This window comes from Rhodococcus sp. NKCM2511 (genome assembly GCF_014905595.1).
In the GTDB taxonomy this organism is placed as follows: domain Bacteria; phylum Actinomycetota; class Actinomycetes; order Mycobacteriales; family Mycobacteriaceae; genus Rhodococcoides; species Rhodococcoides fascians.
The window spans coordinates 2,658,734-2,679,865 of record NZ_BNHJ02000001.1; the positions used below are offsets into that span (position 1 = coordinate 2,658,734).

At 64.5% G+C, this 21,132-nt stretch carries 20 protein-coding genes and 1 riboswitch; of the genes, 8 read left to right on the forward strand and 12 right to left on the reverse strand.

The window, feature by feature from the left end; all coding sequences use genetic code 11:
* Positions 1-5: 5 nt before the first annotated feature.
* Positions 6-1,208 carry an ATP-binding protein gene (locus tag JLZ96_RS12260; RefSeq protein ID WP_032367752.1) on the reverse strand — a complete coding sequence of 401 codons (1,203 nt, stop codon included), beginning with the start codon at positions 1,206-1,208 and terminating at the stop codon, positions 6-8.
* A 229-nt stretch (positions 1,209-1,437) separates the two neighbouring features.
* Here JLZ96_RS12260 and JLZ96_RS12265 point away from each other — a divergent pair, with 229 nt between their 5' ends.
* Positions 1,438-1,905, forward strand: coding sequence for a 2-isopropylmalate synthase (locus JLZ96_RS12265; protein WP_027495188.1), 468 nt, complete (start codon positions 1,438-1,440; stop codon positions 1,903-1,905).
* Between the two features lie 135 nt (positions 1,906-2,040).
* Here JLZ96_RS12265 and JLZ96_RS12270 read toward each other — a convergent pair whose 3' ends face one another.
* Positions 2,041-2,556, reverse strand: coding sequence for a hypothetical protein (locus JLZ96_RS12270; RefSeq protein WP_201010243.1), 516 nt, complete (start codon positions 2,554-2,556; stop codon positions 2,041-2,043).
* Between the two features lie 114 nt (positions 2,557-2,670).
* Between JLZ96_RS12270 and JLZ96_RS12275 the strand changes: the two genes are divergently transcribed.
* The 3 genes from JLZ96_RS12275 to JLZ96_RS12285 are packed head-to-tail and all read left to right on the forward strand — an operon-like array spanning position 2,671 to position 5,576.
* Positions 2,671-3,570 carry a metal-dependent hydrolase gene (locus JLZ96_RS12275; RefSeq protein WP_027495186.1) on the forward strand — a complete coding sequence of 300 codons (900 nt, stop codon included), beginning with the start codon at positions 2,671-2,673 and terminating at the stop codon, positions 3,568-3,570.
* Entirely contained in the window at positions 3,567-4,673 is a 1,107-nt protein-coding gene (locus JLZ96_RS12280; RefSeq protein WP_201010244.1) for a PDR/VanB family oxidoreductase, read from the forward strand. The genes JLZ96_RS12275 and JLZ96_RS12280 overlap by 4 nt, the downstream gene beginning before the upstream one ends.
* A 12-nt stretch (positions 4,674-4,685) precedes the next feature.
* Positions 4,686-5,576, forward strand: a complete 891-nt coding sequence (locus JLZ96_RS12285) for an alpha/beta fold hydrolase (RefSeq protein WP_374758035.1) — start codon at positions 4,686-4,688, stop codon at positions 5,574-5,576.
* Positions 5,577-5,585: 9 nt separating this feature from the next.
* On the opposite strand, the gene JLZ96_RS12290 is transcribed toward JLZ96_RS12285, so the two are convergent.
* The 5 genes from JLZ96_RS12290 to JLZ96_RS12310 all read right to left on the reverse strand — a co-directional run bounded on the left by JLZ96_RS12290 (position 5,586) and on the right by JLZ96_RS12310 (position 11,029).
* Positions 5,586-6,854 carry an LLM class flavin-dependent oxidoreductase gene (locus tag JLZ96_RS12290; protein ID WP_201010245.1) on the reverse strand — a complete coding sequence of 423 codons (1,269 nt, stop codon included), beginning with the start codon at positions 6,852-6,854 and terminating at the stop codon, positions 5,586-5,588.
* A 1-nt stretch (position 6,855) separates the two neighbouring features.
* Positions 6,856-7,617: a 3-oxoacyl-ACP reductase gene (locus tag JLZ96_RS12295; protein ID WP_201010246.1), complete on the reverse strand. Its 762-nt coding sequence runs from the start codon at positions 7,615-7,617 to the stop codon at positions 6,856-6,858.
* A 49-nt stretch (positions 7,618-7,666) separates the two neighbouring features.
* A riboswitch (TPP riboswitch) is annotated at positions 7,667-7,759 on the reverse strand.
* 73 nt (positions 7,760-7,832) lie between these two features.
* On the reverse strand, positions 7,833-9,128 hold the full coding sequence (locus tag JLZ96_RS12300; RefSeq protein WP_201010247.1) for an alpha-amylase family glycosyl hydrolase: 1,296 nt from the start codon (positions 9,126-9,128) through the stop codon (positions 7,833-7,835).
* Positions 9,128-10,306 (reverse strand): alpha-hydroxy-acid oxidizing protein, encoded by a 1,179-nt coding sequence (locus tag JLZ96_RS12305; protein ID WP_201010248.1) that lies wholly within the window; start codon positions 10,304-10,306, stop codon positions 9,128-9,130. The genes JLZ96_RS12300 and JLZ96_RS12305 overlap by 1 nt, the downstream gene beginning before the upstream one ends.
* Before the next feature lie 9 nt (positions 10,307-10,315).
* Positions 10,316-11,029, reverse strand: a complete 714-nt coding sequence (locus JLZ96_RS12310; protein WP_201010249.1) for a type 1 glutamine amidotransferase — start codon at positions 11,027-11,029, stop codon at positions 10,316-10,318.
* A gap of 48 nt (positions 11,030-11,077) precedes the next feature.
* On the opposite strand from JLZ96_RS12310, the gene JLZ96_RS12315 reads away from it, so the two are divergent.
* The 3 genes from JLZ96_RS12315 (at position 11,078) to JLZ96_RS12325 (ending at position 14,445) form a co-directional block, all read left to right on the forward strand.
* Complete coding sequence (locus JLZ96_RS12315) at positions 11,078-13,027, forward strand: DEAD/DEAH box helicase (protein ID WP_236253927.1); 1,950 nt, start codon at positions 11,078-11,080, stop codon at positions 13,025-13,027.
* 93 nt (positions 13,028-13,120) lie between these two features.
* Positions 13,121-13,276 (forward strand): DUF6131 family protein, encoded by a 156-nt coding sequence (locus JLZ96_RS12320; RefSeq protein ID WP_094611554.1) that lies wholly within the window; start codon positions 13,121-13,123, stop codon positions 13,274-13,276.
* A gap of 422 nt (positions 13,277-13,698) precedes the next feature.
* Complete coding sequence (locus tag JLZ96_RS12325; RefSeq protein ID WP_027495176.1) at positions 13,699-14,445, forward strand: GTP pyrophosphokinase family protein; 747 nt, start codon at positions 13,699-13,701, stop codon at positions 14,443-14,445.
* Between the two features lie 70 nt (positions 14,446-14,515).
* On the opposite strand, the gene JLZ96_RS12330 is transcribed toward JLZ96_RS12325, so the two are convergent.
* Positions 14,516-16,099, reverse strand: a complete 1,584-nt coding sequence (locus JLZ96_RS12330; protein ID WP_032367742.1) for an MFS transporter — start codon at positions 16,097-16,099, stop codon at positions 14,516-14,518.
* 117 nt (positions 16,100-16,216) lie between these two features.
* Between JLZ96_RS12330 and JLZ96_RS12335 the strand changes: the two genes are divergently transcribed.
* Positions 16,217-16,783: a TetR family transcriptional regulator gene (locus tag JLZ96_RS12335; RefSeq protein ID WP_032368008.1), complete on the forward strand. Its 567-nt coding sequence runs from the start codon at positions 16,217-16,219 to the stop codon at positions 16,781-16,783.
* A gap of 261 nt (positions 16,784-17,044) precedes the next feature.
* Here JLZ96_RS12335 and JLZ96_RS12340 read toward each other — a convergent pair whose 3' ends face one another.
* The 4 genes from JLZ96_RS12340 to JLZ96_RS12355 are packed head-to-tail and all read right to left on the reverse strand — an operon-like array spanning position 17,045 to position 21,031.
* Positions 17,045-18,364, reverse strand: a complete 1,320-nt coding sequence (locus JLZ96_RS12340; protein WP_167328092.1) for an MFS transporter — start codon at positions 18,362-18,364, stop codon at positions 17,045-17,047.
* Positions 18,361-18,912, reverse strand: a complete 552-nt coding sequence (locus tag JLZ96_RS12345; RefSeq protein ID WP_032385138.1) for a 3-isopropylmalate dehydratase — start codon at positions 18,910-18,912, stop codon at positions 18,361-18,363. Before JLZ96_RS12345 ends, JLZ96_RS12340 begins: the two co-directional genes overlap by 4 nt.
* On the reverse strand, positions 18,909-20,174 hold the full coding sequence (locus JLZ96_RS12350) for an aconitase family protein (RefSeq protein WP_374758036.1): 1,266 nt from the start codon (positions 20,172-20,174) through the stop codon (positions 18,909-18,911). Before JLZ96_RS12350 ends, JLZ96_RS12345 begins: the two co-directional genes overlap by 4 nt.
* Positions 20,171-21,031: an oxaloacetate decarboxylase gene (locus tag JLZ96_RS12355; protein ID WP_027495170.1), complete on the reverse strand. Its 861-nt coding sequence runs from the start codon at positions 21,029-21,031 to the stop codon at positions 20,171-20,173. The genes JLZ96_RS12350 and JLZ96_RS12355 overlap by 4 nt, the downstream gene beginning before the upstream one ends.
* Positions 21,032-21,132: the final 101 nt, after the last annotated feature.

Genomic DNA, 21,132 nt, shown 5'->3' on the forward strand with positions numbered 1-21,132 from the left:
ACGCCTCAGACCGCGGCGGGCTCGTCGGTTTGCGCTCTCAGGTAGCGCCCGAAATGCGGCACCGTGAACGCGATCGTGCCGCGCTCGGCCGAGTAGATCAGGCCCTTCTTGATCAAGCCGTCGCGGGCAGGCGACAGTGATGCCGGCTTGCGTTTGAGCTCGGTGGCCACGGCCGAAGTCGGCACCGAACCGTCGTCCACCGACAGTTCGGCCATCGCGCGCATGTATTCGCGTTCGGCGGGCGTCGCGCGTTCGTAGCGCGAACCGAAGAATCCGACGGCCAGTTCCTCCTCCGCTGTCGGAGCGGCAACACGCACGTCCTCGGCGGAAATCGGGCTGTCGGCGGCGAGATCCCAGGTCGCTTTGCCGTAGGCCTGCACGAAGTAGGGGTAGCCATCGGCGGCTGCGTACAGCGCGTCGAGTGCCTCGGGGGTGAATTCGACATCCTCGCGGTCGGCCGGCGCGATCAACGCGAGGTCTGCTGCGGCTCGCTCGAGCCTGCCGATTCGGTGGTAGCTGAACAGGCGCTCGGAGTAACTCTTCGATGCCGACAACACAGCCGGTAGGTGCGGTAGTCCGGCCCCGACGATGATCAGCGGCGCGGTGTCCTGACTGAGTTCGTGGCAGGCCGCGCACAGTGCGGAGATGTCTGCGGGCCCGAGGTCCTGCATCTCGTCGATGAAGATGGCGATACCCACACCCACGTCCCCGGCCAGCGCGGAGGCATCGAGCAGCAGTTCGACGAGGTCGATCTCGATGTCACCGGAGTCGGCGCGGCCAGTCTTCGCCGGGACGTCGATGCCCGGTTGCCACCGCTCGCGCATCCCCTTGTCCGCGGTGGCGCGCAGCGCGAAGGCCTTGAGGACGCCGAGAAACTCGTCGACGCGTTCAGGGTCTCGATGCGAGGCCGCAATGCCGCGTACCGCCATGTGCAGCGCCGACGACAGGGGCCGGCGCAGTTCCTGGTCCGGCCGAGCTTCGATCTTGCCGGTGCCCCAGCCGCGCGCGATGGCCGCGGATCGGAGGTGGTTGAGCAGCACCGTCTTGCCGACGCCGCGCAGCCCAGTGAGCACGACGCTGCGTTCCGGTCTGCCGCGGGTGATGCGTTCGAGGACGACGTCGAAGGCGTCGAGCTGCTTCTTTCGACCGGCGAGCTCGGGTGGGCGCTGGCCTGCGCCGGGAGCGTAAGGGTTACGCACGGGGTCCATGGGGCCAAAGTTACAACGAATCGTGCGATATATGCGGACATCTAGCTCGTGTCCTAGAGATCCGTATTCGTTCGATACTTGCGGGACGCCCGAGGCCGGGGCTACTGTCGGCTCCGTGAAGCGCATTCTCGTAGTACGCCGCCGTAGCGGGGTCTGATTCGGACCGACCCCTCGCTGCGGGTCGTCGTGCTCTCTCGGTCCTCCCTTCACATTCGCCAGGACCACCCTCATGAATTCACTTGCTTCCACCTACGCCACCGATCCGTTCCATGCCCGTTTCGGCTGCGCCCTGCCGCGCACGATGCGCGACGAGATCTCCGGGCAACACATGTCGTGGGCGGCCTTCGTCGACCGCTTCTCGCCCACCACCGGCCCTCTTCGGCTGGGCTCCTGGTCCGGCACTGGGGCCACCGGGGGCAAGATGTCGTTCGACGCCACCTTCGGTATCGGTGACACCATTTTCGCTTGTGCCGCAACAACATACGGACCGATCGAGGCGTTGACATCGATGCTCCACGACGCCGGATTCCGCATCGAGATCCTCTCGTTCCACCAGCAGCGCATCGGCGACGAGACCGCCACCTTCGTCCTGGCCGAGCACGACGGTCGCCGCGAATGGTCGATGTCCATCGAGCCCGACGCAACCCTGTCGTCCATCCGGGCCATCGTCGCCGGGGCCAATCTGCTGCATCGATAGCCACGTCCGACGCCGCGAACTCGAAGTTGGGGACGAGAATCCGTCGAAAAGTGTCCATAACTTCGAGTTCGTCGTCGGCGTCGGTAGTGCCTTCTACGACTCTCTAGCATCGGCGCAAGAGAGGCGAAGATCTCGCTAGGGCATCTCCACTGTCTGCGCGCGGTGAATCTCGGCGAGTGCGCGGCGCACATACGTCTCGGCGCGGCTTCGCCGAACCGCGAGCAGATCCGCCACCACCAACAGAGCATGTGCAGGCCGCGGCCGCGAACGTGACTGTTCGTCGACGTCCGTCACACCCAGCGCGCCGGTGAGCACTTCGACGAATCCGGCGATGTCCAAGCTCGGCAGCCAGCCTGCCCCCCGAACGGTCCGGCCCAGTACGTCTTGAACGTTCTCCCCGGTCAAGCCATCGCTGTATACCTCTTCGAGCAAACTCCGTACCATCTCCGCATGCACGTTCCCGGCCTTGGCCGCGTCCGAGCGGTCCAACAGTTCGACGGCCTCGTCGAACGCGATCGGATCCTGCGCCACGACAGCAGCAAGGGCATCGACTGTGGCGTCCGCGATTCGACGCACATCGACGGGCCACTCGGTGGGCCAGGCCACGGGCACGCTGCTCGGGGGAACAGCCGCTGGGGAGGGGTCGGTCATCGCACAAGTCTCTCACTGTCTACCGACATGGTTCCTTTTACCTGTAACCGATGTTTATACTAAGTCGCGTACTGTGGCAGCGGCCACAGTGCTGACGTGGAGGAGGTCGACTCGATGAACGAGCGCAACGCCGTCGCATCGGACCCAGGCGAAGTGATGCTTCAGGCCAGGAACGTCAAGTTCGACTGGAGCGATCTGCCGATGCACTGGGTGCCCGGCGATCCGTACACCACGCACGTCCTCAACGTGCTGCATCTACTACTCCCGGCCGGCGAGCACTGGTTCGTCGACACGTTCAAAGAGGCCCTGCCCTACATCGACGACGAGAAGCTGCGCGACGACGTCATCGGCTTCATCGGGCAGGAAGCCGTACACGCCGAGGCTCATACCGGCGTCCTCGTGCATCTGCAGAACAACGGACTCGACCCCACTCCGTTCACCGATCAGATGGAATGGGCCTTCGGCAAGGTCCTCGGATCGGATTCGGTGACGAGTCTGCGATCGAAGAACAACCTCGTCGAGCGGCTGGCCCTGATCGCAGCCATCGAGCACGTGACGGCGTTCCTCGGTGACTGGGTACTCAATGCCGACGGTCTCGACCGCGCCGGCATCCATCCGACGATGCTCGATCTGCTGCGGTGGCACGGTGCCGAGGAAGTGGAACACCGCTCGGTTGCGTACGACACCCTTCGTTACTTCGACAAGCGCGAGGTACGTCGCCTGCGCACGTTCGTCGTGGTCGTTCCGTTGATGGGGTACATCTGGATGCGCGGCATCATCTTCCTGATGAAGAACGACCCCGAGCTGCAGAGCGCCCCGAAGTCGGTCCGCAAGCCCCGATCGGCCCTGTGGCGCAAGTCTGTTCGCCGCGGCACGCTGCCGGCGCTGACGCACGTCGGCCGCAGTATGTCTCGCTACCTGAAGAAGTCGTATCACCCGAGCCAGGAAGGCTCGACGGCTCAGGCCGTGCGCTACCTGGCGTCGTCCCCGGCCGCGCAGGCTGCGGCGCGGTGAAGCTCTCGACGGGTCGCGTTCCGCGGCTGTTGCCCAAGGACGCGCCACCGGATCTCCGCGGACGCCCTCGCGCCGATCGCTCGATGCAGATGCTCGGAACGTTCCTCAACGGCTACATGCATGCGACTGCCGGCAAGGAGTACGACGACGCGGTAGCCGGCCACAATCCCGATTCCGCGCTGCGGCTGGTGGTCGTCGACCGCGAGATCATCGCCGAGGACGAGAACGTCGCCGCTCTGACCCTCGCCTCGCCGACGGGGGAGCAGCTGCCGACCTGGCATCCCGGCTGCCACCTCGATCTACATCTGCCGTCGGGTCGCCGTCGGCAGTACTCGCTGTGCGGCGATCCGTCCGACCGTAGTTGCTACCGGATCGCCGTGCGCCGAATCCCCACCGGCGCAGGTGGATCCATCGAGATGCATGCACTCGAGCCCGGAACCGAGGTCACCGTACGCGGCCCACGGAACGGCTTTCCCTTCGTCGCCGAGGGCAGCGCGCTGTTCGTCGCCGGCGGCATCGGCATCACCCCCATCATCGCGATGGTCCGTGCCGCACGGATTCTCGGGATGGATTGGCAGTTCGTGTACTGCGGTCGCTCCCGGGACACGATGCCTTTTCTCGACGAGATCGAGAGCTGGGAATCGGATCGCGTGTTCGTCCGGACCGACGACGTGCACGGGTACCCCACCGAGGGTGAATTGCTCGAGCGCGCACCCGCAGGCGGTGCGGTCTACTGCTGCGGTCCTACCCCCATGCTCGACGCCGTCCGCCGCGACTTCCGCCAATGCGCCGCCACCGCATTGCATTTCGAACGCTTCGGCCCGCCGCCGATCCTCGACGGCACACCGTTCGAGGTGCAGCTGATCAGCAGTGGAGCCGTGCTCGACGTCGCCGCCGACGCCTCCGTGCTCACGGCCGTCAAGCAGCAGAAGCCCAATATCGCGTACTCGTGCCAACAGGGCTTCTGCGGTACCTGCAAGGTGCGTGTGCTCGCCGGCGAGCCCGAACACCTGGAATCGCGATTGACCCCGGAAGAGCAGCGCGACCACATGCTCATCTGCGTCTCGCGCGCTCGAAGCGCCCGTCTCGTACTCGATCTATAGAACGGAAAGACAGTGAGCAGCAACGCAGTTCGCATGACGGTCGTCAACGAAGGCATTCGGCTGGCGGTGTTCGAGAGCGGTAACCCCGAGGGCGAACCCATCGTCCTCGTTCACGGGTGGCCCGATACTCACGAACTGTGGAGCCACATCGTCCCGCAACTCGAAGACCGTTTTCGGGTGATCAGCTACGACTCGCGCGGAGCCGGCGAGAGCACGGTGCCGGTCGAGCAGTCGGCGTACAAGTTGGCCCGGTTGGCGGCGGACTTCTATGCCGTGGCAGATGCGGTCAGCCCCGACGCTCCCGTTCACGTGCTCGCGCACGACTGGGGCGCCGTCGAGGTATGGGAGGCTGCAGCCCAGCCCCAGGCGAAGGATCGAATCCGTTCGTACACATCGATTTCGGGACCGAACCTCGATCACCTGGGTAAGTGGTCGCAGTCGCGCCTGCGTCGTCCCACTCTTGCCGGAATCAAGCAGGTTCTCGCCCAGACGCGAGCGTCCTGGTACACCGTCACCTTTCACATCCCCGGCCTGTCGACGCTGCGCATCAAGCGACAGTTCGCCAAGGGCTGGCCGGCATTTCTACAAGAATTTTCCGGCGTCGATCCGAAGCTCGTCACCCAGAACCCCACGCTGTGGTCGGACGCAACCAACGGCACCAACCTGTACCGCGCCAACATCATTCCGATTCTGACCAATCCGCGAGATCGGTACATCGACATCCCCGTGCACCTCATCGTCAACACCGAGGACGTCGCGGTGCGGCCGTACCACTACGACGACACCGGCAAGTGGGTGAAGAACCTCACGCGCAACGACATTCCGGCGGGTCACTGGTCGCCGATCTCCCATGCGGACGACATCGCACGATTGACGACAGAATTCATCGACTCGCTGGACTGAACCTTCAGGTCATACGGTCAGATGCCCGCGCAGCGTGGACGACGTGTATTCGGATCGAAAGAGGCCGCGCTGCTGCAGGATCGGGACCACGTGTTCGACGAAGTCGGCGAGTGAGTCGGGGTAGCGCGGGCACATCAGGTTGAATCCATCGGCACCGCGGCCGATCCACGATTCCATCTCGTCGACGATGGAATCCGGTGTGCCGATCATCGTGGCGTGCCCGCCACCGGCCGCGAGGGTGCCCAGCAACTGACGCACGGTGGGCCGGTCCTTCTCGACGATGCGCAGGATGGTCTCGTACCGACCCTGCGGTCCCGTGAACTCGGCCGCAGGTGGCAGCGGCGGTACGGGTTCATCGACTTCCCAGGCAGCACAATCCTGTCCGGTGAACGTCGAGAGCATCGCCAGGGATTGTTCCGTCGGCAGCAAGACGTCCAGTTCGGCCTTCTTCCGGTGAGCCTCCTCCATCGTCGATCCGATGTACGTCACCAAACCCGGCATGATGCCCACTGTCGCACTGTCGCGACCGGCTCGATCGATTCTCGCCTTCACATCGTCGTAATAGCTCTGCGCGGCAACGAGATCGTAGGCGACGGCATAGATCGCCTCGGCGTACTTCGCCGCCAAGTCCCGACCCGGGCCCGACGCCCCGGCCTGGAACAACACCGGCCTGCCCTGCGGCGACCGCGGTACCGTCAGCGGGCCGTCGACTCGAAAGTGCTTGCCGTCGTGGTCGATCGAGTGCACCTTGGCCGGGTCGGCGTACATCCCCGTCCGATCGAGCGTCAGGGCATCGGGATCCCACGAATCCCAGAGTGCCAGTGCCGTATCGATGAATTCTTCGGCGCGGGCATAGCGTTCCTCCCGAGCCGGGATGACATCCATCCCGTGGTTGCGTGCCTCGGCGTCGAACATCGAGGTGACGACGTTCCAGCCGGCTCGGCCGCCGCTGATGTGGTCCAACGACGCCAGCATGCGCGCGGCATGGAACGGGGTGTAGAACGTCGACGACACAGTCGTGACCAGACCGATGTGGGTGGTCGCTCTGGCCATGGCCGACAGCGCCGTGATCGGTTCGAGAAACCAGGTTCCTGCGCCGGCCGGGTCGCGAACGGAATGCCCGTCGGCAAAGAACACCGCGTCGAACTTTCCCCGTTCGGCCAGCTGCGCAAGTTCCTCGTAGTACGCGATATCGCCCAGGTCCTCCACTCGCGAATCGGGATGCCGCCACGCTGCACTGTGATGTCCGCAGCCGTACAGAAACGCGTTGAGGTGCATATCAGTTCTTGACCAAACCGCCGTCGACAACGAGGTTCTGACCGGTTACCGACCGCGCCCACGGCGAGGCGAAGAACAGCAGAGCATCGGCGAACTCCTCGGGCGTGGTGACGCGTTGCAGCGGGGTCGAGGCCGCGATGAAGTCGAACACCTCGGCCGGGGTCGCGGCACTGGCGTCGGTGGTGCGCAGCAGTCCGCCCGAGACCATGTTGACGGTGATGTTGTCCACGCCCAGGTCCACCGACAACGTGCGCGTCAGTGAGAGCAGGGCGGCCTTGGAGGCGGTGTAGTCGTGGTACGCCACCACCGGATTCTGGAACAAGTTGGTGCCCACGTTGATGATTCGACCGAAGCCCGCCTCACGCATTCCCGGCAAGGCCGCCTGCGTGGTGAGCAGTGCCGCGCGAACGCTGCCTCGCAGCTGAGCGTCGAACCGCTCCCAGGTGATGGTGTCGGCCTTCGGTCGAGCATCTCCGTCGAAGGAGAAGTCGGCCAGTGCGTTGTTGACGACGGTGGTGATCGGGGTGCCGAAGTGCGCACGGGCCGAGTCGAACACCGAGGCCACCGCGCTCTCGTCGGTCACGTCGCCCTGAACCGCGAATGCACGGTCGCCGAGCCTGTCCGCCAACACCTCCGCTGCCTCTTTGCTGGTGCGGTAGTCGATCACCACACGTGCGCCCTCACCGGCGAACGCCGCGGCGATCGCTGCTCCCAGCCCGCGTCCACCGCCGGTGATCAACACTGTCTGCTCGTCGAGTCTCATGCGCTATGCCTCTCGTTCGAGGTCGGGACCGTCACGAGGGACAGGAAATACCGAGACATCACGACATTCCCTTCGCTGGTCCTAACCAGATCAGGTTCGACGGGTGTCATCTCAGCCCTGACGGGCACCCCGTGTCGCGGTCGACTGTACCTGTAGGTCTCTCTACTGCTTTCTTGCGCTCGACGTAGACAGCCGAACACAACCGTATGCAGCGATCAGCCGATGACAGCCCAGCCGTGGGGAGGAACGCTTACCCGTCCGTCGTTCAGGTGCGCCTCACCGGCCAGTACTTCGCTGCCCTGGGCCGGGTAGTCGATGGCCTCGTCGCCGAGGTTAAGCGCCACCGTCATGGAATTGTCGTCCGCGTACACGCGGTAGAGCAGTGCTGTGTTGGTGAGCTCGAGCGTCTCGGTGCGCGCGGAGTACAACCACGGATTGCGACGTCGTACACCGATGAGCTCCTGGTGAATTCGGAACACCGGCCAGCCGTACGGGGCCAGATCCTCGGATGTCTCCGGGTATTCCGGACGCACCTCGTCGTCACCGCCGACCCGATCTTCCTTGATACCGCGGAAGGCCTGCTCGTCGCCGTAGTAGATCATCGGCATACCGCCCACGGTGAACAGAACCACCAACGCGTGCAGCAGATGCCGCTCGTCCTCGATGACGCTGGCGATGCGATTGACGTCGTGATTTCCCACGAACGTGGCGGGCACGAAGGAGTCGAGCCACCCGTTGTGGCGCTCGAGGGCGTGTGAGAGCTCGAAGAAGTTGAGCTCGCTCAGCCCACTCCAGATCGCCTTCCACAGTTCGTACTGCGTCACCGAGTCCAACGTGGAGGCCGAGACGATCCGGTCGTAGTCACCGTGGATGACTTCGCCCAAAAAGTATGCGTCCGAATGCTTCTCACGAACCTTCGGCAGCACCGCGGCCCAAAAGCGTGGCGGTACCGCGTAGGCCGCGTCGAGCCGCCAGGCGTCGACGCCGCGTTCGAGCCAATGCGACAGCACGTCCACGACGTACTGCTGCACATGCGGGCTCTCGTGGTTGAGCGCCACCAGTTCGTCGTGGCCCTCGAAATTGCGGTGCGTCGGCTCGTCTCCGGACCAGTCGAGGTGGAACCATCCGGCGGCCTCGGAGTCCGGGCCCTCGGCCAGAGCCTCACGGAACTTCGGGAAGCTCTGCGCGACATGGTTGAAGACGCCGTCGAACATCACCTTCAGGCCTCGACCGTGCGCCGCCGCGATCAGGGAGTCGATGTCCTCGTCGGTGCCGAGCCGACCGTCGACATGGTAGAAGTCGACCGTGTCGTAGCCGTGCTTCTCCGACTCGAAGATCGGCCCCAGGGCGATGCCCGAGGCTCCGAGCTCGAGGGCGTAGTCGAGCCACTTCTCGATTCTGTTGAGCCGGTGCAGATCCGATTGGGATTCACCGTCCCATCCGTGCACCGGAGCGCCGGTGAAGCCGAGCGGGTACAGGTGCCACCAGATGGCGTGCTTCGTCCACTCCATCAGGACGCCTCGATCGAGTCGCGACCGAGCTCGCCCGCGCCGGTATGGCCGGACAGGCTGGTCACCAAGTCGAATTCGGCCAGCAGGCAACGCAATACGTGCGCAACACCCTCCTGCCCGCCGAGGGCGAGACCGTACAGGAACGGGCGGCCGAGAAGAACCGCATCGGCACCGAGCGCCAGCGCCTTGGCCATGTCGGCACCGGTGCGCACACCGGAGTCGAACAGGATCGTCAGTTCGTCGCCCACAGCCTCGACGATGGACGGCAATGCGTCGAGAGACGGCCTGGCACCGTCGATCTGACGTCCACCGTGGTTGGAGACGACGATGCCGTCGACTCCCTGGGCGGCCGCTTGTCGGGCGTCGCCGACGGTGCAGATGCCCTTGAGCACGATCGGGCCGTCCCAATGCTCGCGCAGGAACGCCAGGTTCTTCCACGACAGGCCGGGATTGGGGAACATCTGCGCCCAATGCATGGCGGCCGCAACGGGATTCTCCTCGACGGGCTGAGCGAGTCCGGCTTGGAACGCCGGATCGCTCAGATAGTTCTCGATGCCAAGGTTCGCCAAGAACGGGAGGTACCCGCGGTCGAGATCGGCGGGCCGCCAGCCCAGCAACGTGGTGTCGAGCGTCAGCACCAGCGTGGTGAATCCGGTGTCCTTCGCGCGCTGCAGGAAGCTCAGCAGTACCGATTCGTCCGTCGGCCAGTACAACTGATACCAGCGCGGCGCATCTCCGCCCGCCTCGGCGATCTGCTCGAAGGAATGCGATGCCTGCGTCGAATGTATGTACGGCACACCGAGTTCCGCAGCCGCGCGAACCGTCGCGAGTTCACCGTCGGGATGGGCGAGAGTCTGAATACCCACCGGAGCGATCAGCAGCGGTGCAGGCATGTCGGTGCCGAGCACGGTGCACGCATGATCACGCGAGGCCGAGCTGCGCAGCATCCGCGGCGTGATGGCCCACCTGTCGAAGGCGGCCCGGTTCGCCCGCGCCGTCGAGCCACTGCCCGCGCTGGCGACGATGTAGCCGAGCGCCTCAGGCGAGAGCTTCTCGGCAGCCTGGTCCTCCAGCCTTGCCAGGTTGGTGGTGATCGACGGTGTCTGCTGAGCGAACATTCCGGCGGCGTAGATGCCGAGCTGGTGATCGCTGAAGTTGCTGGGCCTGGCCTCGGTCATCGTTCGACCCTACCGGGGCACCGCCGAGGATCGGGCGAGAAATGCGTCCAGCAGGGCCGAGCACCGCTTGCGAGCTGCTGCTTCGGAGTCGGCAATGTCTTGCCTGATCTGGTGCACGTCCACCGCGTGTTCGACGCCGTCGCGCTCCCACGCGGCCGCCCATGCATCGTAGGTGTCGAGGTCGATCTCGGGGTGGAACTGCAACCCGAGGTGCGGGCCGCAGACGAAGGCCTGTTGCGCAGCCGCGTTGCGGGCGATGACCGTGGCCTCCGGCGGCGCGACGAACGTGTCGCCGTGGAATTCCATCCACGGGCCCGAGGCGACGAGCTCGGGATCGGAGGTCTCGACGTCGACGAATCCGTACTCGGGGTACTCGGACTTGCGGACGGATCCGCCGAGCACGCGAGCAAGCAACTGGCCGCCGAAGCACACACCCAGAACCGGGACATGCGCATCGATCGCCTGCTGCACGTACGCGATCTCCGGCGCGAGCCACGTCAGGGTGTCGTCGTACGCAGCGTCGGGTGAGCCCATGACCACGACCACCTGCGCGTCGGACAGCGTCGGTGGTGCGACATCGGGACTGTGGTCGAAGGAATGCACGTCCAACAGGAAACCCCTGGTGCGCAATTCGGCGGCGAGGGTGCCGATATCGCGACGCGCCAGGGACGGGTCCCGGTCGTGGACGAGAACTACGGCGCGCGGGTCGTTCGGGTATGTCACAGGGCTCCTTTACGGTGTTCGTGCACACCGTACGACAGACTGGATCCGATGCCACCTCGTAAACGCACTGCCCGATCCACCACTGCCCGCACCGTCAAGGCCGGGCAGAGCAGCGCTGCGCGAAAGTTCGCGGCTGCGAAGAACGGTGAGCCTGCAGCGAAGAAAGCTGCCCCGAAGAAGGCCGCACCTCGCAAGAGAGCAGCCCCGCGCAAGACCTCGCCCCGCAAGTCCGCCGCCCCCGATCTTCGGGTGCCCGATCCCGGCGAGCGCGTCTGGGTGTTGGACGTGCCGTTCGAGGATCGGTCCGCGGCGGGCGCAGCGGGAGCGCGCTGGTACCCCGGACCGCGCGTGTTCGCGTATTACGGAACCGAACTGCCCGAGTACCTGCAGCCGTACGAATCGATGCCGTACAGCCTGCAGCGGTGGCTCGAGGACGACGCGAACGACAGTTGGCGCGACGAAGAGGTGCGCGAACGGGCGATGCAGCCTCGCGACACCCAACTCGAATCGGTCCGACGCCATTTGGCCGCGCTCGACGCCGGCTTCCCGTACTTCGCGCAGATGGATTCGACGGGTCTGGGTAAGACGTTGGCCGTGTGCGAGGCCGTGCGGCAGATGTCGGCCGCCGAGATCGGCACGGTTCTGGTGGTGGCACCCAAGGGTGCGCTGCCGGGGTGGCGTCGCACCATTGCAGACAGCGAGGCCGACATCGAACCATCCGACCGCAAGCGTTGGTTGCTGATCACCTATCAGTCCACCAAGAAGCTGCTGTCGGTTCCGCCCGAGACCGATCTGGGCAAACGTAAACGGACGCAGAACAAGCGGACCATCTCGCTGGGCGAGCTGCGGTTCGACATCGATGTGGTGATCGCCGACGAGTCGCATGCGTTGATGAATATCGAGTCGCAGCAGTCGCAAATTCTGTGGCGGTATCAAGAGGCGGCCCGATCCGTGGTGTGGATGTCTGCCACTCCCGGCTATCAGCCGCTGCATTTCGCGTACATGGCCCGCGCCGTCGAACGCAGCCGCGGCGTCGAGATCCTCGGCGACGACGAGTATCTCGGGTATGCCGTGACCATGAAGTGGGCGGAGTTCCTCATCGAGTCCGGGTTCGCTGTCAAGGCAGGGAAGGCGACGACGGGGTTGACCACGTGGCGGTGGGAGCCCGAGGACGCGACGAAGCGAGCCCGCGACATCGCGTCTGTGCACGGCTGGCTCTCGGGAGGTGCTGTGCCGTGGTCTATTTCGCGGCCGTCCCCACCGACTCCGCGGGAGCCCCTCGGTCAGGAACTCACGGCCGCGCAGAAGCGGCTGTACAACTCGGCGTGGGTGGACTACCGCAAGGAAGTCGGCCTGCCGATCTGGAAGGCCGTCGGCGGAAAGCGAGTGCTGCAGAAGAATCCGAGTACTCGTGCGGCGACGCTGCGATTTCGCCAGAAGTGCTCGTACCTGCGCATTCCCGCGTCTGCGGATCAAGTCCGGACGTGGGTCAAGGCAGGCAATCAGGTGTTCGTCTCGATGTTCTACCGCGAGTCGGTCGCTGCTCTGGCCCAGACACTTCGAGACGAGGGGCTCGAGGTCGCCGTGGTCGACGGGAGCATGAGCAGTCCCGAGCAGGAGGCGTCGATTCGTCGTTTTCAGACCGGCGACGCGTCGGTCATCGTCTCGACCACCACGAGCGCGATCAACCTGCACACCAACGAGTTACTGCTCCCGGAGGGGACGGTCTCCACACTCGCACCGCGCGTGACGCTGATTCACGATCCTCGGTGGACACCCATCGACATCAGGCAGATCGAGGGCCGCGCCAACCGCATCGACAAGGACCACAACCACACCACGTCGACCTGCTACTACGGCTACGCCGAGGGCACCGTCGAGGAGGAGATGGTGCTCACCGGGATCGAGCGCATCGCGGATCTGGGATCGATCGTGGGGCAGGCGGATCTGATCGATCCGGAGGCTTTCCTCGCGGCGAAAGTGGATGCCGGAAAATAGCGACAATTGTGAGCAATCGTCCACGCGCCCGAGTAGGTTCGGTCCCATCGACAATTCGTCGATAGTGGGCTCACTTTGGCACCAGGAGTAGTCATGATCGTTCTCGGAATCATCCTCGCCCTCATCGGCTATTTCGCCGGCATTTCAATTTTGACGACTATCGGCATCATTCTGGTGGTCGTCGGCGCGGTTCTGACGTTGCTCGGTTCGATGGGGCGCGCAGTCGGTGGCCGCAAGACGTGGTTTTGACATCCACGTTAGAACATACGTTCGATTTCTGTTAGTCTGAGCGGGCCCCCGGAGTTGGCGATGCGGCCAGCGGAGCCACTTCGGGCGGTCCAAATCGGGCGGTAGACAGTGTCGAAGGCGGTTGCGCGCGATGGCATCCGACGAGCGCGACACCGACCCGGTTGCCGGCTCGCTCTACCGCGTCGGCGATCGGTGGGCAGAACGAGCACCTACTCACTGCACCAACGGCCATCCGCTTGTCGCCGGTTCGGTACTGGTGGGTTCGCGTGCTTGCTCGTGTGAGCGGGGGCATCACCGTACCCATCAGTGCCAGAGGTGCAATCTCGTGCGGTTCACCCCAGAACTCGGTGCCACGTGCAGCGACGCCAGCTTCGATTCTCGCGCGGCGCGGTCACGTCCGGCGATCGTGGACAATCGGGGGCATGAGCAACAGTGAAGCCGTCGTCGACCTGGTGCAGCTGAGGCACGATTTCACCCGCTTCATGATGAGTTACAAGTTCGGAATCGACGAACTGATCACCAAGATCAACATCCTGAAGCAGGAATTCACTCACATCCACCGCTACAGCCCCATCGAGCATGTCTCGTCGCGACTCAAGACGCCCGAGAGCATCGTCGACAAGGCTCAGCGCAAGAAGTGCGCACTGACGCTCGACGCCATTCGCGAGAACATCTTCGACGTCGCAGGTGTCCGCATCACGTGCAGCTTCATCTCCGACACCTACCGCATCGCGGACATGCTCAGTAGTCAGACCGACGTTCGAGTCGTCGAGGTCAAGGATTACATCGCGAACCCGAAAGCCAACGGCTACAAGAGTTTGCACCTCATCGTCGAAATTCCGGTGTTCATGTCCGATCGCGTCCAACCGGTCTTGGTCGAACTCCAGATCCGCACGATTGCCATGGATTTCTGGGCGAGCCTCGAGCACAAGATCTTCTACAAGTACCGCGGCCAGATTCCGCCCACCCTGTTGGCGGAACTGACCGAGGCCGCCGAGACGGCCAACACGCTGGACGAGAAGATGGAAAGCCTGCACGACGAGGTGGAGGAACTGAACGGCGATTCCGACAACTCCATCACTCTCGGCGCGATGCCTCCGATGGCATTGCCTCCCGAGCTGCTGCACATGTTGCTCACCGCGCAGGCCGAAGCAATCGACCCGGACTGACGATGCCTTCGAAGAACGTCAACCCCGCTGCTCGACGGCTGAGCAGCGGGGTTGTCGGTTCGTGCCTGCGTTATCCGATATGTACCGGGGTGTCGCCGACGGGCAGGTCGTCTTTCTTCGCGCGGACGAGCAGCAACACGACCGGGCTCACCAGCGCTACGAGGATCGCGGCGGTACCGAATGCCCAGGCGTAGCCGGAGACCTCGGCCGAGAACGCGTGGTCGATGGTCGCGAGCACGAAGTTGCGGATCGGCTCCGGCAGCGCGGCCAACATCTCGTCGCTGGGCACTTCCTGGCCGGCGAGAGCTTCCGCGGGAACTCCGGCGGGCGGAGTCGGTGCCGGATTCTCGGCCAGGTACGAGGTCTTCGACGAGGTGTAGACGGTGGTGAACACCGCAGCACCGAGTGCACCACCGACCTGCAGGGTGGCGTTGATCAGCGCCGATGCGGCACCTGCGTCGTGATCGGGAACGCCGATCAGTGCGACGTTCTGCATCGGAACCATCAGCAGACCGAGGCCGAGGCCGAGCAGCACGACGCCCGGCAGGACGTGCGTGAAGTACGAGGTGTCGACGCCGATCTGGGTGAGCAGCAGCAGGCCGACTGCGGAGACGACCGGACCGACGGCCATCAGCGGCTTGGGTCCGATCTTCGGCACGAGTGCAGAAGCGAGCGCGGCCGTGATCAAAATGCCGCCGGTCATCGGGAGCGACGCGACGCCGGCGATCACCGGGCTCATCTCCAGCACGATCTGGAAGTAGAACGTGAGGTACAACGTGCCACCGAGCAGGGCAGCGCCGATGACGGCCGAGCCGATGTACGCGGCACCGCGGTCACGGTCGAGCAACACACTCAACGGCAGCAGTGGGTTGGCGGACTTGGACTCGACGACGACGAACGCGGCCAGCAGAGCGAGGCCGAGCGCGATGAACGAGATGGTGGGTACCGTCGCCCAGCCGTCTTCGGCCTCGGTGAAGCCGTAGACCAGCGATGCCAGACCGAGAGCGACGAGGATCGCGCCGGGCAGGTCGTAGCGGGTGTCTCCGTGAGCCTTGCTCTCCTTCACCAGCGGCACCGCTGCGGCGATGGCGAACACTGCGACCGGGATGTTGACCAGCAGGCACCAGCGCCAGTTCGCGTATTCGGTGAGCACTCCGCCGAGGAGCAGGCCGACCGCTGCGCCGCCACCGGCAATGGCGCCGAAGACGCCGAACGCTTTGGCGCGTTCCTTGGTGTCGGTGAACGTCACCGTCAGGATGGCCAGTGCTGCCGGGGCGAGCAGTGCAGCGAACACACCCTGGCCGGCGCGCGCGATGAACAGCTGCCAGCCTTCCTGAGCGAGTCCGCCGATAGCGGAGGCAACGGCGAAGCCTGCCATGCCGACGATGAACGAGCGCTTGCGTCCCCAGTAGTCGGCAATGCGTCCGCCGAGCAGCAGCAGTGCGCCGAACGACAACGCGTAGGCGGTGATGACCCAGGCGCGGCTGCTGTCGCTGATGCCGAGATCCAGCTGAGCCTGCGGCAGCGCAATGTTGACGATCGTGCCGTCGAGCACGATCGTGAGCTGCGTGATGGCGACGATGCACAGCACCAGCCATCGGCGCTCGTAGTTCGGATTCAGATCCGGCGCTTCGCGCTCGGAGTGCTGCGACATGCTTGTACCCCACTCGTACTCGTTGATTCTGGGCACGAAAAATGTCCCGAGCAAAAAGGTAGGCGACCCAGAACCAATAGTCAAACGAACTAGTTGGTTGGGGGTATGGTGACCGCCATGAAACCTGACGCCAGTGCGACCCGCGCCCGCATCGTCGTCGCCGCCCGGGACGAGTTCTCGGTACACGGGCTGGCCGGGGCCCGCGTCGATCGGATCGCGGCCGCGGCCAAGGCCAGCAAAGAACGTCTGTACGCCTACTTCGGCGACAAAGAAGCCCTGTTCCGGGCCGTCGTCGAGGACGGGTTCGCGCGGTTCATCGACGAAGTACCCTTCGCCGTCGACGACCTCGGCGGATACGCAGCGCGCGAATACCTGCACCTCGCTGCGCATCCCGAGGAGCACCGCCTCCTGCTGTGGACTCAGCTTCAGGGCGGTATGGCGACCTCGGGCACCGACGACATCCACTCGGTCATCGCCGAGCGACACAGGGCCATGGCCGACGCCCAGCGAGACGGACTGATCTCCGACGCCTTCACCGTCGAGGATCTGATCACCATGATGTTCGGCATCACCTCGGCGTGGATGACCGCGCCGAGCCCGCACTGCGAGCCTGCCGACGACGCCGAAATTCAGCGTCGGGCGTCGAAAATCGAAGCCGCCGTGCGTCGACTCTGCGCTCCGTAGCGCTGTCTATCCATATCTAGCTTTGACGCAAGAGTGCGGAATACTGGGGTAGCGGCCCCCATTTCCGCAAACGCGCGCGCGTTTGCCAGACGCGCACAAATTAGACGCCGATCACGTCGCTATTCTGCGCGCATCTGGCAAGTGCGCTCGCGTTTGTCACCCCGGTCGGCGCGTCCTCGACCGCACACACGCGGGACGCCCCACCACGCCGAGTGCACGTGGTGGGGCGAGTCTCGAACTACGGCCGGCATCTACGCCGCACTACACCGGGAGTTTCTCGCGTCCGGTTTCCTTGATGGTCAGCACCGTGAGTACGCCGATCACGCAGACACCCATGACCCAGTAGGCGGGTGACATGGCGTTACCGGTCGACTCGACCAGTTGGGCGGCGACGTACGGTGCAGTTCCGCCTGCGGCGATGGTGCCGATGTTGAAGCCCAACGACACTCCGGTGTATCGGACTGCCCGGGGGAACAGCTCGGTGAACAGTGGGAACGCGGGTACCTGCACGACTCCGTTGAGAACCATGTAGACGAAGTACACACAGCCCACCACGATGATCGACGACGTCGCGCCGAGGATCATGAACACCGGCAACGCAATGACGACATATGCAACGTAGCCGCTGAGCAGTACCGGTTTGCGCCCGAATCTGTCGGTGAGCATGCCGCTGAGCGGGAAGGTCGCACAGGCCAACGCAATTGCGATCGCCGATGTCCAGTAGACCGAGTCCTTGGAGAATCCGAGGTCATTGATCAGGTACACGCTGAAGTACGTCAGACCGATGTAACCGGATCCGTTCATCGCGATGGCGATGCCCACGACGCGCAGCACCGACCACGGCTGCTTCTTCACGACATCGCTCAACGGGCTTTTCGCAACCTCGTTCTTCGCCGCCATTTCCTCGAACTCCGGGCTGTCCTCCAGCTTCAGCCGCACTCGCAGACAGACCAGAGCGAGGGGAAGTGCAAGCAGAAACGGAATGCGCCATCCCCACGACGACATCTGGTCGTCGGTGGTGATGAGGGCGACCACTCCGACAACGGCTGCGGCGACCGCGAATCCGAGGGTGGAACCGACCGGCGTGAACGACCCGAAGAAGCCGCGACGGTTCGGCGGTGCAGACTCTGCGATATAGGTTGCTGCACCACCGATTTCACCTCCTGCAGAGAACCCTTGGGCGAGTCGGATGACGACGAGCAGAATCGGTGCCAGCACGCCCACACTCGAGTGTGTGGGCAGCATTCCCAGGACTCCGCACGCGATGCCCATGCAGACCACCGTCACGACCAGAGCCTGTCGACGACCCTTTCTGTCGCCGAGGCGTCCGAAGAAGATTCCACCGAGCGGACGTGCGACGTATGCGACTCCGAATACCGCCAGGGTCGCGAGGATGGACACGCCGGGGCTGGTGGACGGAAAGAACAGTGGCGCAATGACTACGGCGAGAAATCCGTAGACGGCGAAGTCGTAATACTCGATGAGCGTGCCGACGCCACCGGCGAGCGCGGCACGGCGCGCGGTGGTGGTGTCGGCTTTCGGTGCGCTGGTGACCGCAGAAGGCTGGTCGACGTTCGTCATCGCGCTGTTCCCTGTCCTGTGAGTGGTTGCTTGCTTCGGTGTTCGGCCAGAAGTAGTTCGTACGATCCGCCGGCCTCGATGACTGCGACAGTACGAGGGCTGGGCGCACTACCTACCAGGGATCGCCCATCGGCAGTGGTCAATGCTGCTCGTCGCCAATCGAGTTCGACGGCATCACCGGTGACGACCGCGCCGGAGACTTCCGGAATGGTGATGAGGGGTACTCCGTTGAATGTCTCTCCGCGCCAGAATCCCGGCGAGAACGACTCGGCCACGATGGCCTGGATACCGGCGTTGCGCAGAGCCACCATCGGCGGATAGTGCGGGTGACCGTACCCGAAGTTGCGGCCGCCGACGATGATGTCGCCCGGCCGAACACGATCGACGAAACCCGGATCGTATGCGGTCATGCAGACCGACCTCAGGTGTTCGGGATCGTACGACTTGATATTCGCAACGCCGACAACGAGATCGATGTCGAAGTCGTCGCCGAAGACCCAGGCAACTCGGCCGGAGATGACGTCGGGCGGGGGTGGGTAGGCGCTCACGAGCCCACCTGCTGGATCGTGCCGGCCAGCGCGCTGGCGGCGACGGTGTACGGAGAACCCATGTAGATGTTGGCGTCCGAGCTACCCATCCGGCCGGAGATGTTGAGCACGCCGGTGGATATGCAATTCTCGCCCGCCGCCAACGGCTTCTGATAGCCGAAACAGAAGTCGCAGCTCGACACTGCAATGTGCGCACCCGCCGCGCGCAGTACGTCGAGCAGCCCCTCTTGCTCGGCCTGATCGTGCACCTTCTGCGACGTGGGCACGACATTGAGCTCCACACCGGGAGCCACGGTGCGTCCGTCGAGTACGAGTGCCGCGGCCCGCAGATCCTCGATTCGTCCACTGGCACAGGATCCGATGAACGCCTTGGTGATCGGAGTGCCGGCGAGTTCGGCTGCAGTGTGGGTGTTGGCTGCACGCGCCGAGCCGGGCTGCACGACCTGCGGCACGATCTGGGCGAGGTCGATGGTGTGCCGAGCTGCGTAGGTCGCATCGGAGTCTGGGTAGACCGGCGTGAACGATTGTCTCGCAACATCGTTGGCGTAGGCGAGTGAGGTCTCGTCCGGTTCGAATATCGCGGACACGGCTCCGGTGAACATCGCCATGCCGCACAATCCCTGCCGGTGATCGATTTTCATCGACCGGGCACCGGGGCCACCGAATTCCATCACCTGGTGTGCGCACCCGTCGGCCCCGACGAGGTCGATGATGGTGTGCACCAGATCGCGGCTGTCCACCCCCGGCGCGAATTCTCCGTACAGGTCGAACCGCGTGGTCGCCGGAATGTCCACGTAGAGTTGGCCGGTCACCCATGCCTCGATCAGATCTCGGCGGATACCCCAGCCCAACGCACCGAACGCGCCGATTCCGCTGATGTGGCCGTCGAAGTGGACGAGGAAGTCACCGGGGATGGCAAGGCCGAGTTCAGCGGTGAGTTGGTGCCCGATGCCGCGGCCCTCGTGCAACTCGATTCCGTAGTACTCGCACCACTCTCGGGTGACCTGGTGTACTTCTTGTTCCCGGTCGTTGCGCTTGGTCAACATGTGATCGATGAAGACGACGTACCGAGACGGGTCCTCGAGTGAGGTGATACCGAAGTCGTCGCGCATCTGCCGGAACATCACATCGGTGTACCCGGGGAAGTCGTACGCGATCATCCGAGCCGGTCGAACCGCGTGGTTCTCACCGGCACGCACGGGATCACCGCCACAGGTCCTACCGAGGATCTTCTCGACCATCGTGAACGCGGCCGATGTCATCGGTTCGCCTCCGCAGGAAGGTACTTACGCTGCTGCGCTTCGACTTCGGGAAAACCGATGAGGTCCACGAACTCGTGGTGCTGCAGCGCGTCGGCACTGACGTCGGCGGGAGCTTCGCCTGCGGCCAGGCGACGCAGAGTCTCGCGTGCGGCACCGGTTGCGGCCATCAGCACCTGAGTGGGCAGCAGGGCCAGCCGCACTCCGATCTGTGCCAGAACCTCCGGAGTGAACTCCCGCTCGGTCCAGGTCGACGCGGTGAGCGTGGCCATCAGCGGAACCCCGACCGCTCGGTGACAGTTCTCCCACTGCTCGACGGTCTCGAACGTCTTCGTCACCGGCATGATCATGTCGGCTCCGGCGTCGACGTAGGCCTGTGCGCGCATGATCGCCTCGTCGCCACGTGCGTCGGTGCGTGCGATGAGCAGAACGTCGTCCGGCATGGAATCACGCACCGCCCGAACCTTGCCCGACGCCTCCTCGACGGAGATCAAGTCCACCGGCTCGCCGACGCAGATCGGGCATTTCTTCGGCGACAGCTGGTCCTCCATGAACACACCCTGGACGCCGGCCTCGGCGAACCGCGTCGCGGTGCGCGCGGCGTTGACGGCGTTTCCGTAGCCGGTGTCGATGTCCGCGACGAGGGGCAGAGACGATGCCTCGCGAATGGTCCGGACGGCCTGCAGGTTCTCGGTCATGGTGTACAGCTCGGCGTCGGGCAGTCCGAGCGCAGCCGATACGGCGAAGCCGGACGCGCACAGCGCCGAGAAGCCCGCCTGCTCGGCCAGCTTGGCCGTCAACCCGTCCCAGACGCCGGGCGCATACACCAGGCCTTGTTCGGTCAGGCCTCTCAAAGTCATCGTCACGAGCACTCTCCGTTTCGTATTGCGGAACGCCTTCCGAATTTAGAGTGGCTCGGATCACAAGTCAATACCCGTGGATCGATAGCGCATCGCGCGTC

Excerpts from the sequence above, each read along its gene's own strand:
- JLZ96_RS12260 (WP_032367752.1), bottom strand. The coding sequence starts at position 1,208 with ATGGACCCCGTGCGTAACCCTTACGCTCCCGGCGCAGGCCAGCGCCCA.
- JLZ96_RS12265 (WP_027495188.1), top strand. The coding sequence starts at position 1,438 with ATGAATTCACTTGCTTCCACCTACGCCACCGATCCGTTCCATGCCCGT.
- JLZ96_RS12270 (WP_201010243.1), bottom strand. The coding sequence starts at position 2,556 with ATGACCGACCCCTCCCCAGCGGCTGTTCCCCCGAGCAGCGTGCCCGTG.
- JLZ96_RS12275 (WP_027495186.1), top strand. The coding sequence starts at position 2,671 with ATGAACGAGCGCAACGCCGTCGCATCGGACCCAGGCGAAGTGATGCTT.
- JLZ96_RS12290 (WP_201010245.1), bottom strand. The coding sequence starts at position 6,854 with ATGCACCTCAACGCGTTTCTGTACGGCTGCGGACATCACAGTGCAGCG.
- JLZ96_RS12295 (WP_201010246.1), bottom strand. The coding sequence starts at position 7,617 with ATGAGACTCGACGAGCAGACAGTGTTGATCACCGGCGGTGGACGCGGG.
- JLZ96_RS12300 (WP_201010247.1), bottom strand. The coding sequence starts at position 9,128 with ATGGAGTGGACGAAGCACGCCATCTGGTGGCACCTGTACCCGCTCGGC.
- JLZ96_RS12305 (WP_201010248.1), bottom strand. The coding sequence starts at position 10,306 with ATGACCGAGGCCAGGCCCAGCAACTTCAGCGATCACCAGCTCGGCATC.
- JLZ96_RS12315 (WP_236253927.1), top strand. The coding sequence starts at position 11,078 with ATGCCACCTCGTAAACGCACTGCCCGATCCACCACTGCCCGCACCGTC.
- JLZ96_RS12320 (WP_094611554.1), top strand. The coding sequence starts at position 13,121 with ATGATCGTTCTCGGAATCATCCTCGCCCTCATCGGCTATTTCGCCGGC.
- JLZ96_RS12325 (WP_027495176.1), top strand. The coding sequence starts at position 13,699 with ATGAGCAACAGTGAAGCCGTCGTCGACCTGGTGCAGCTGAGGCACGAT.
- JLZ96_RS12330 (WP_032367742.1), bottom strand. The coding sequence starts at position 16,099 with ATGTCGCAGCACTCCGAGCGCGAAGCGCCGGATCTGAATCCGAACTAC.
- JLZ96_RS12335 (WP_032368008.1), top strand. The coding sequence starts at position 16,217 with ATGAAACCTGACGCCAGTGCGACCCGCGCCCGCATCGTCGTCGCCGCC.
- JLZ96_RS12340 (WP_167328092.1), bottom strand. The coding sequence starts at position 18,364 with ATGACGAACGTCGACCAGCCTTCTGCGGTCACCAGCGCACCGAAAGCC.
- JLZ96_RS12350 (WP_374758036.1), bottom strand. The coding sequence starts at position 20,174 with ATGACATCGGCCGCGTTCACGATGGTCGAGAAGATCCTCGGTAGGACC.
- JLZ96_RS12355 (WP_027495170.1), bottom strand. The coding sequence starts at position 21,031 with ATGACTTTGAGAGGCCTGACCGAACAAGGCCTGGTGTATGCGCCCGGC.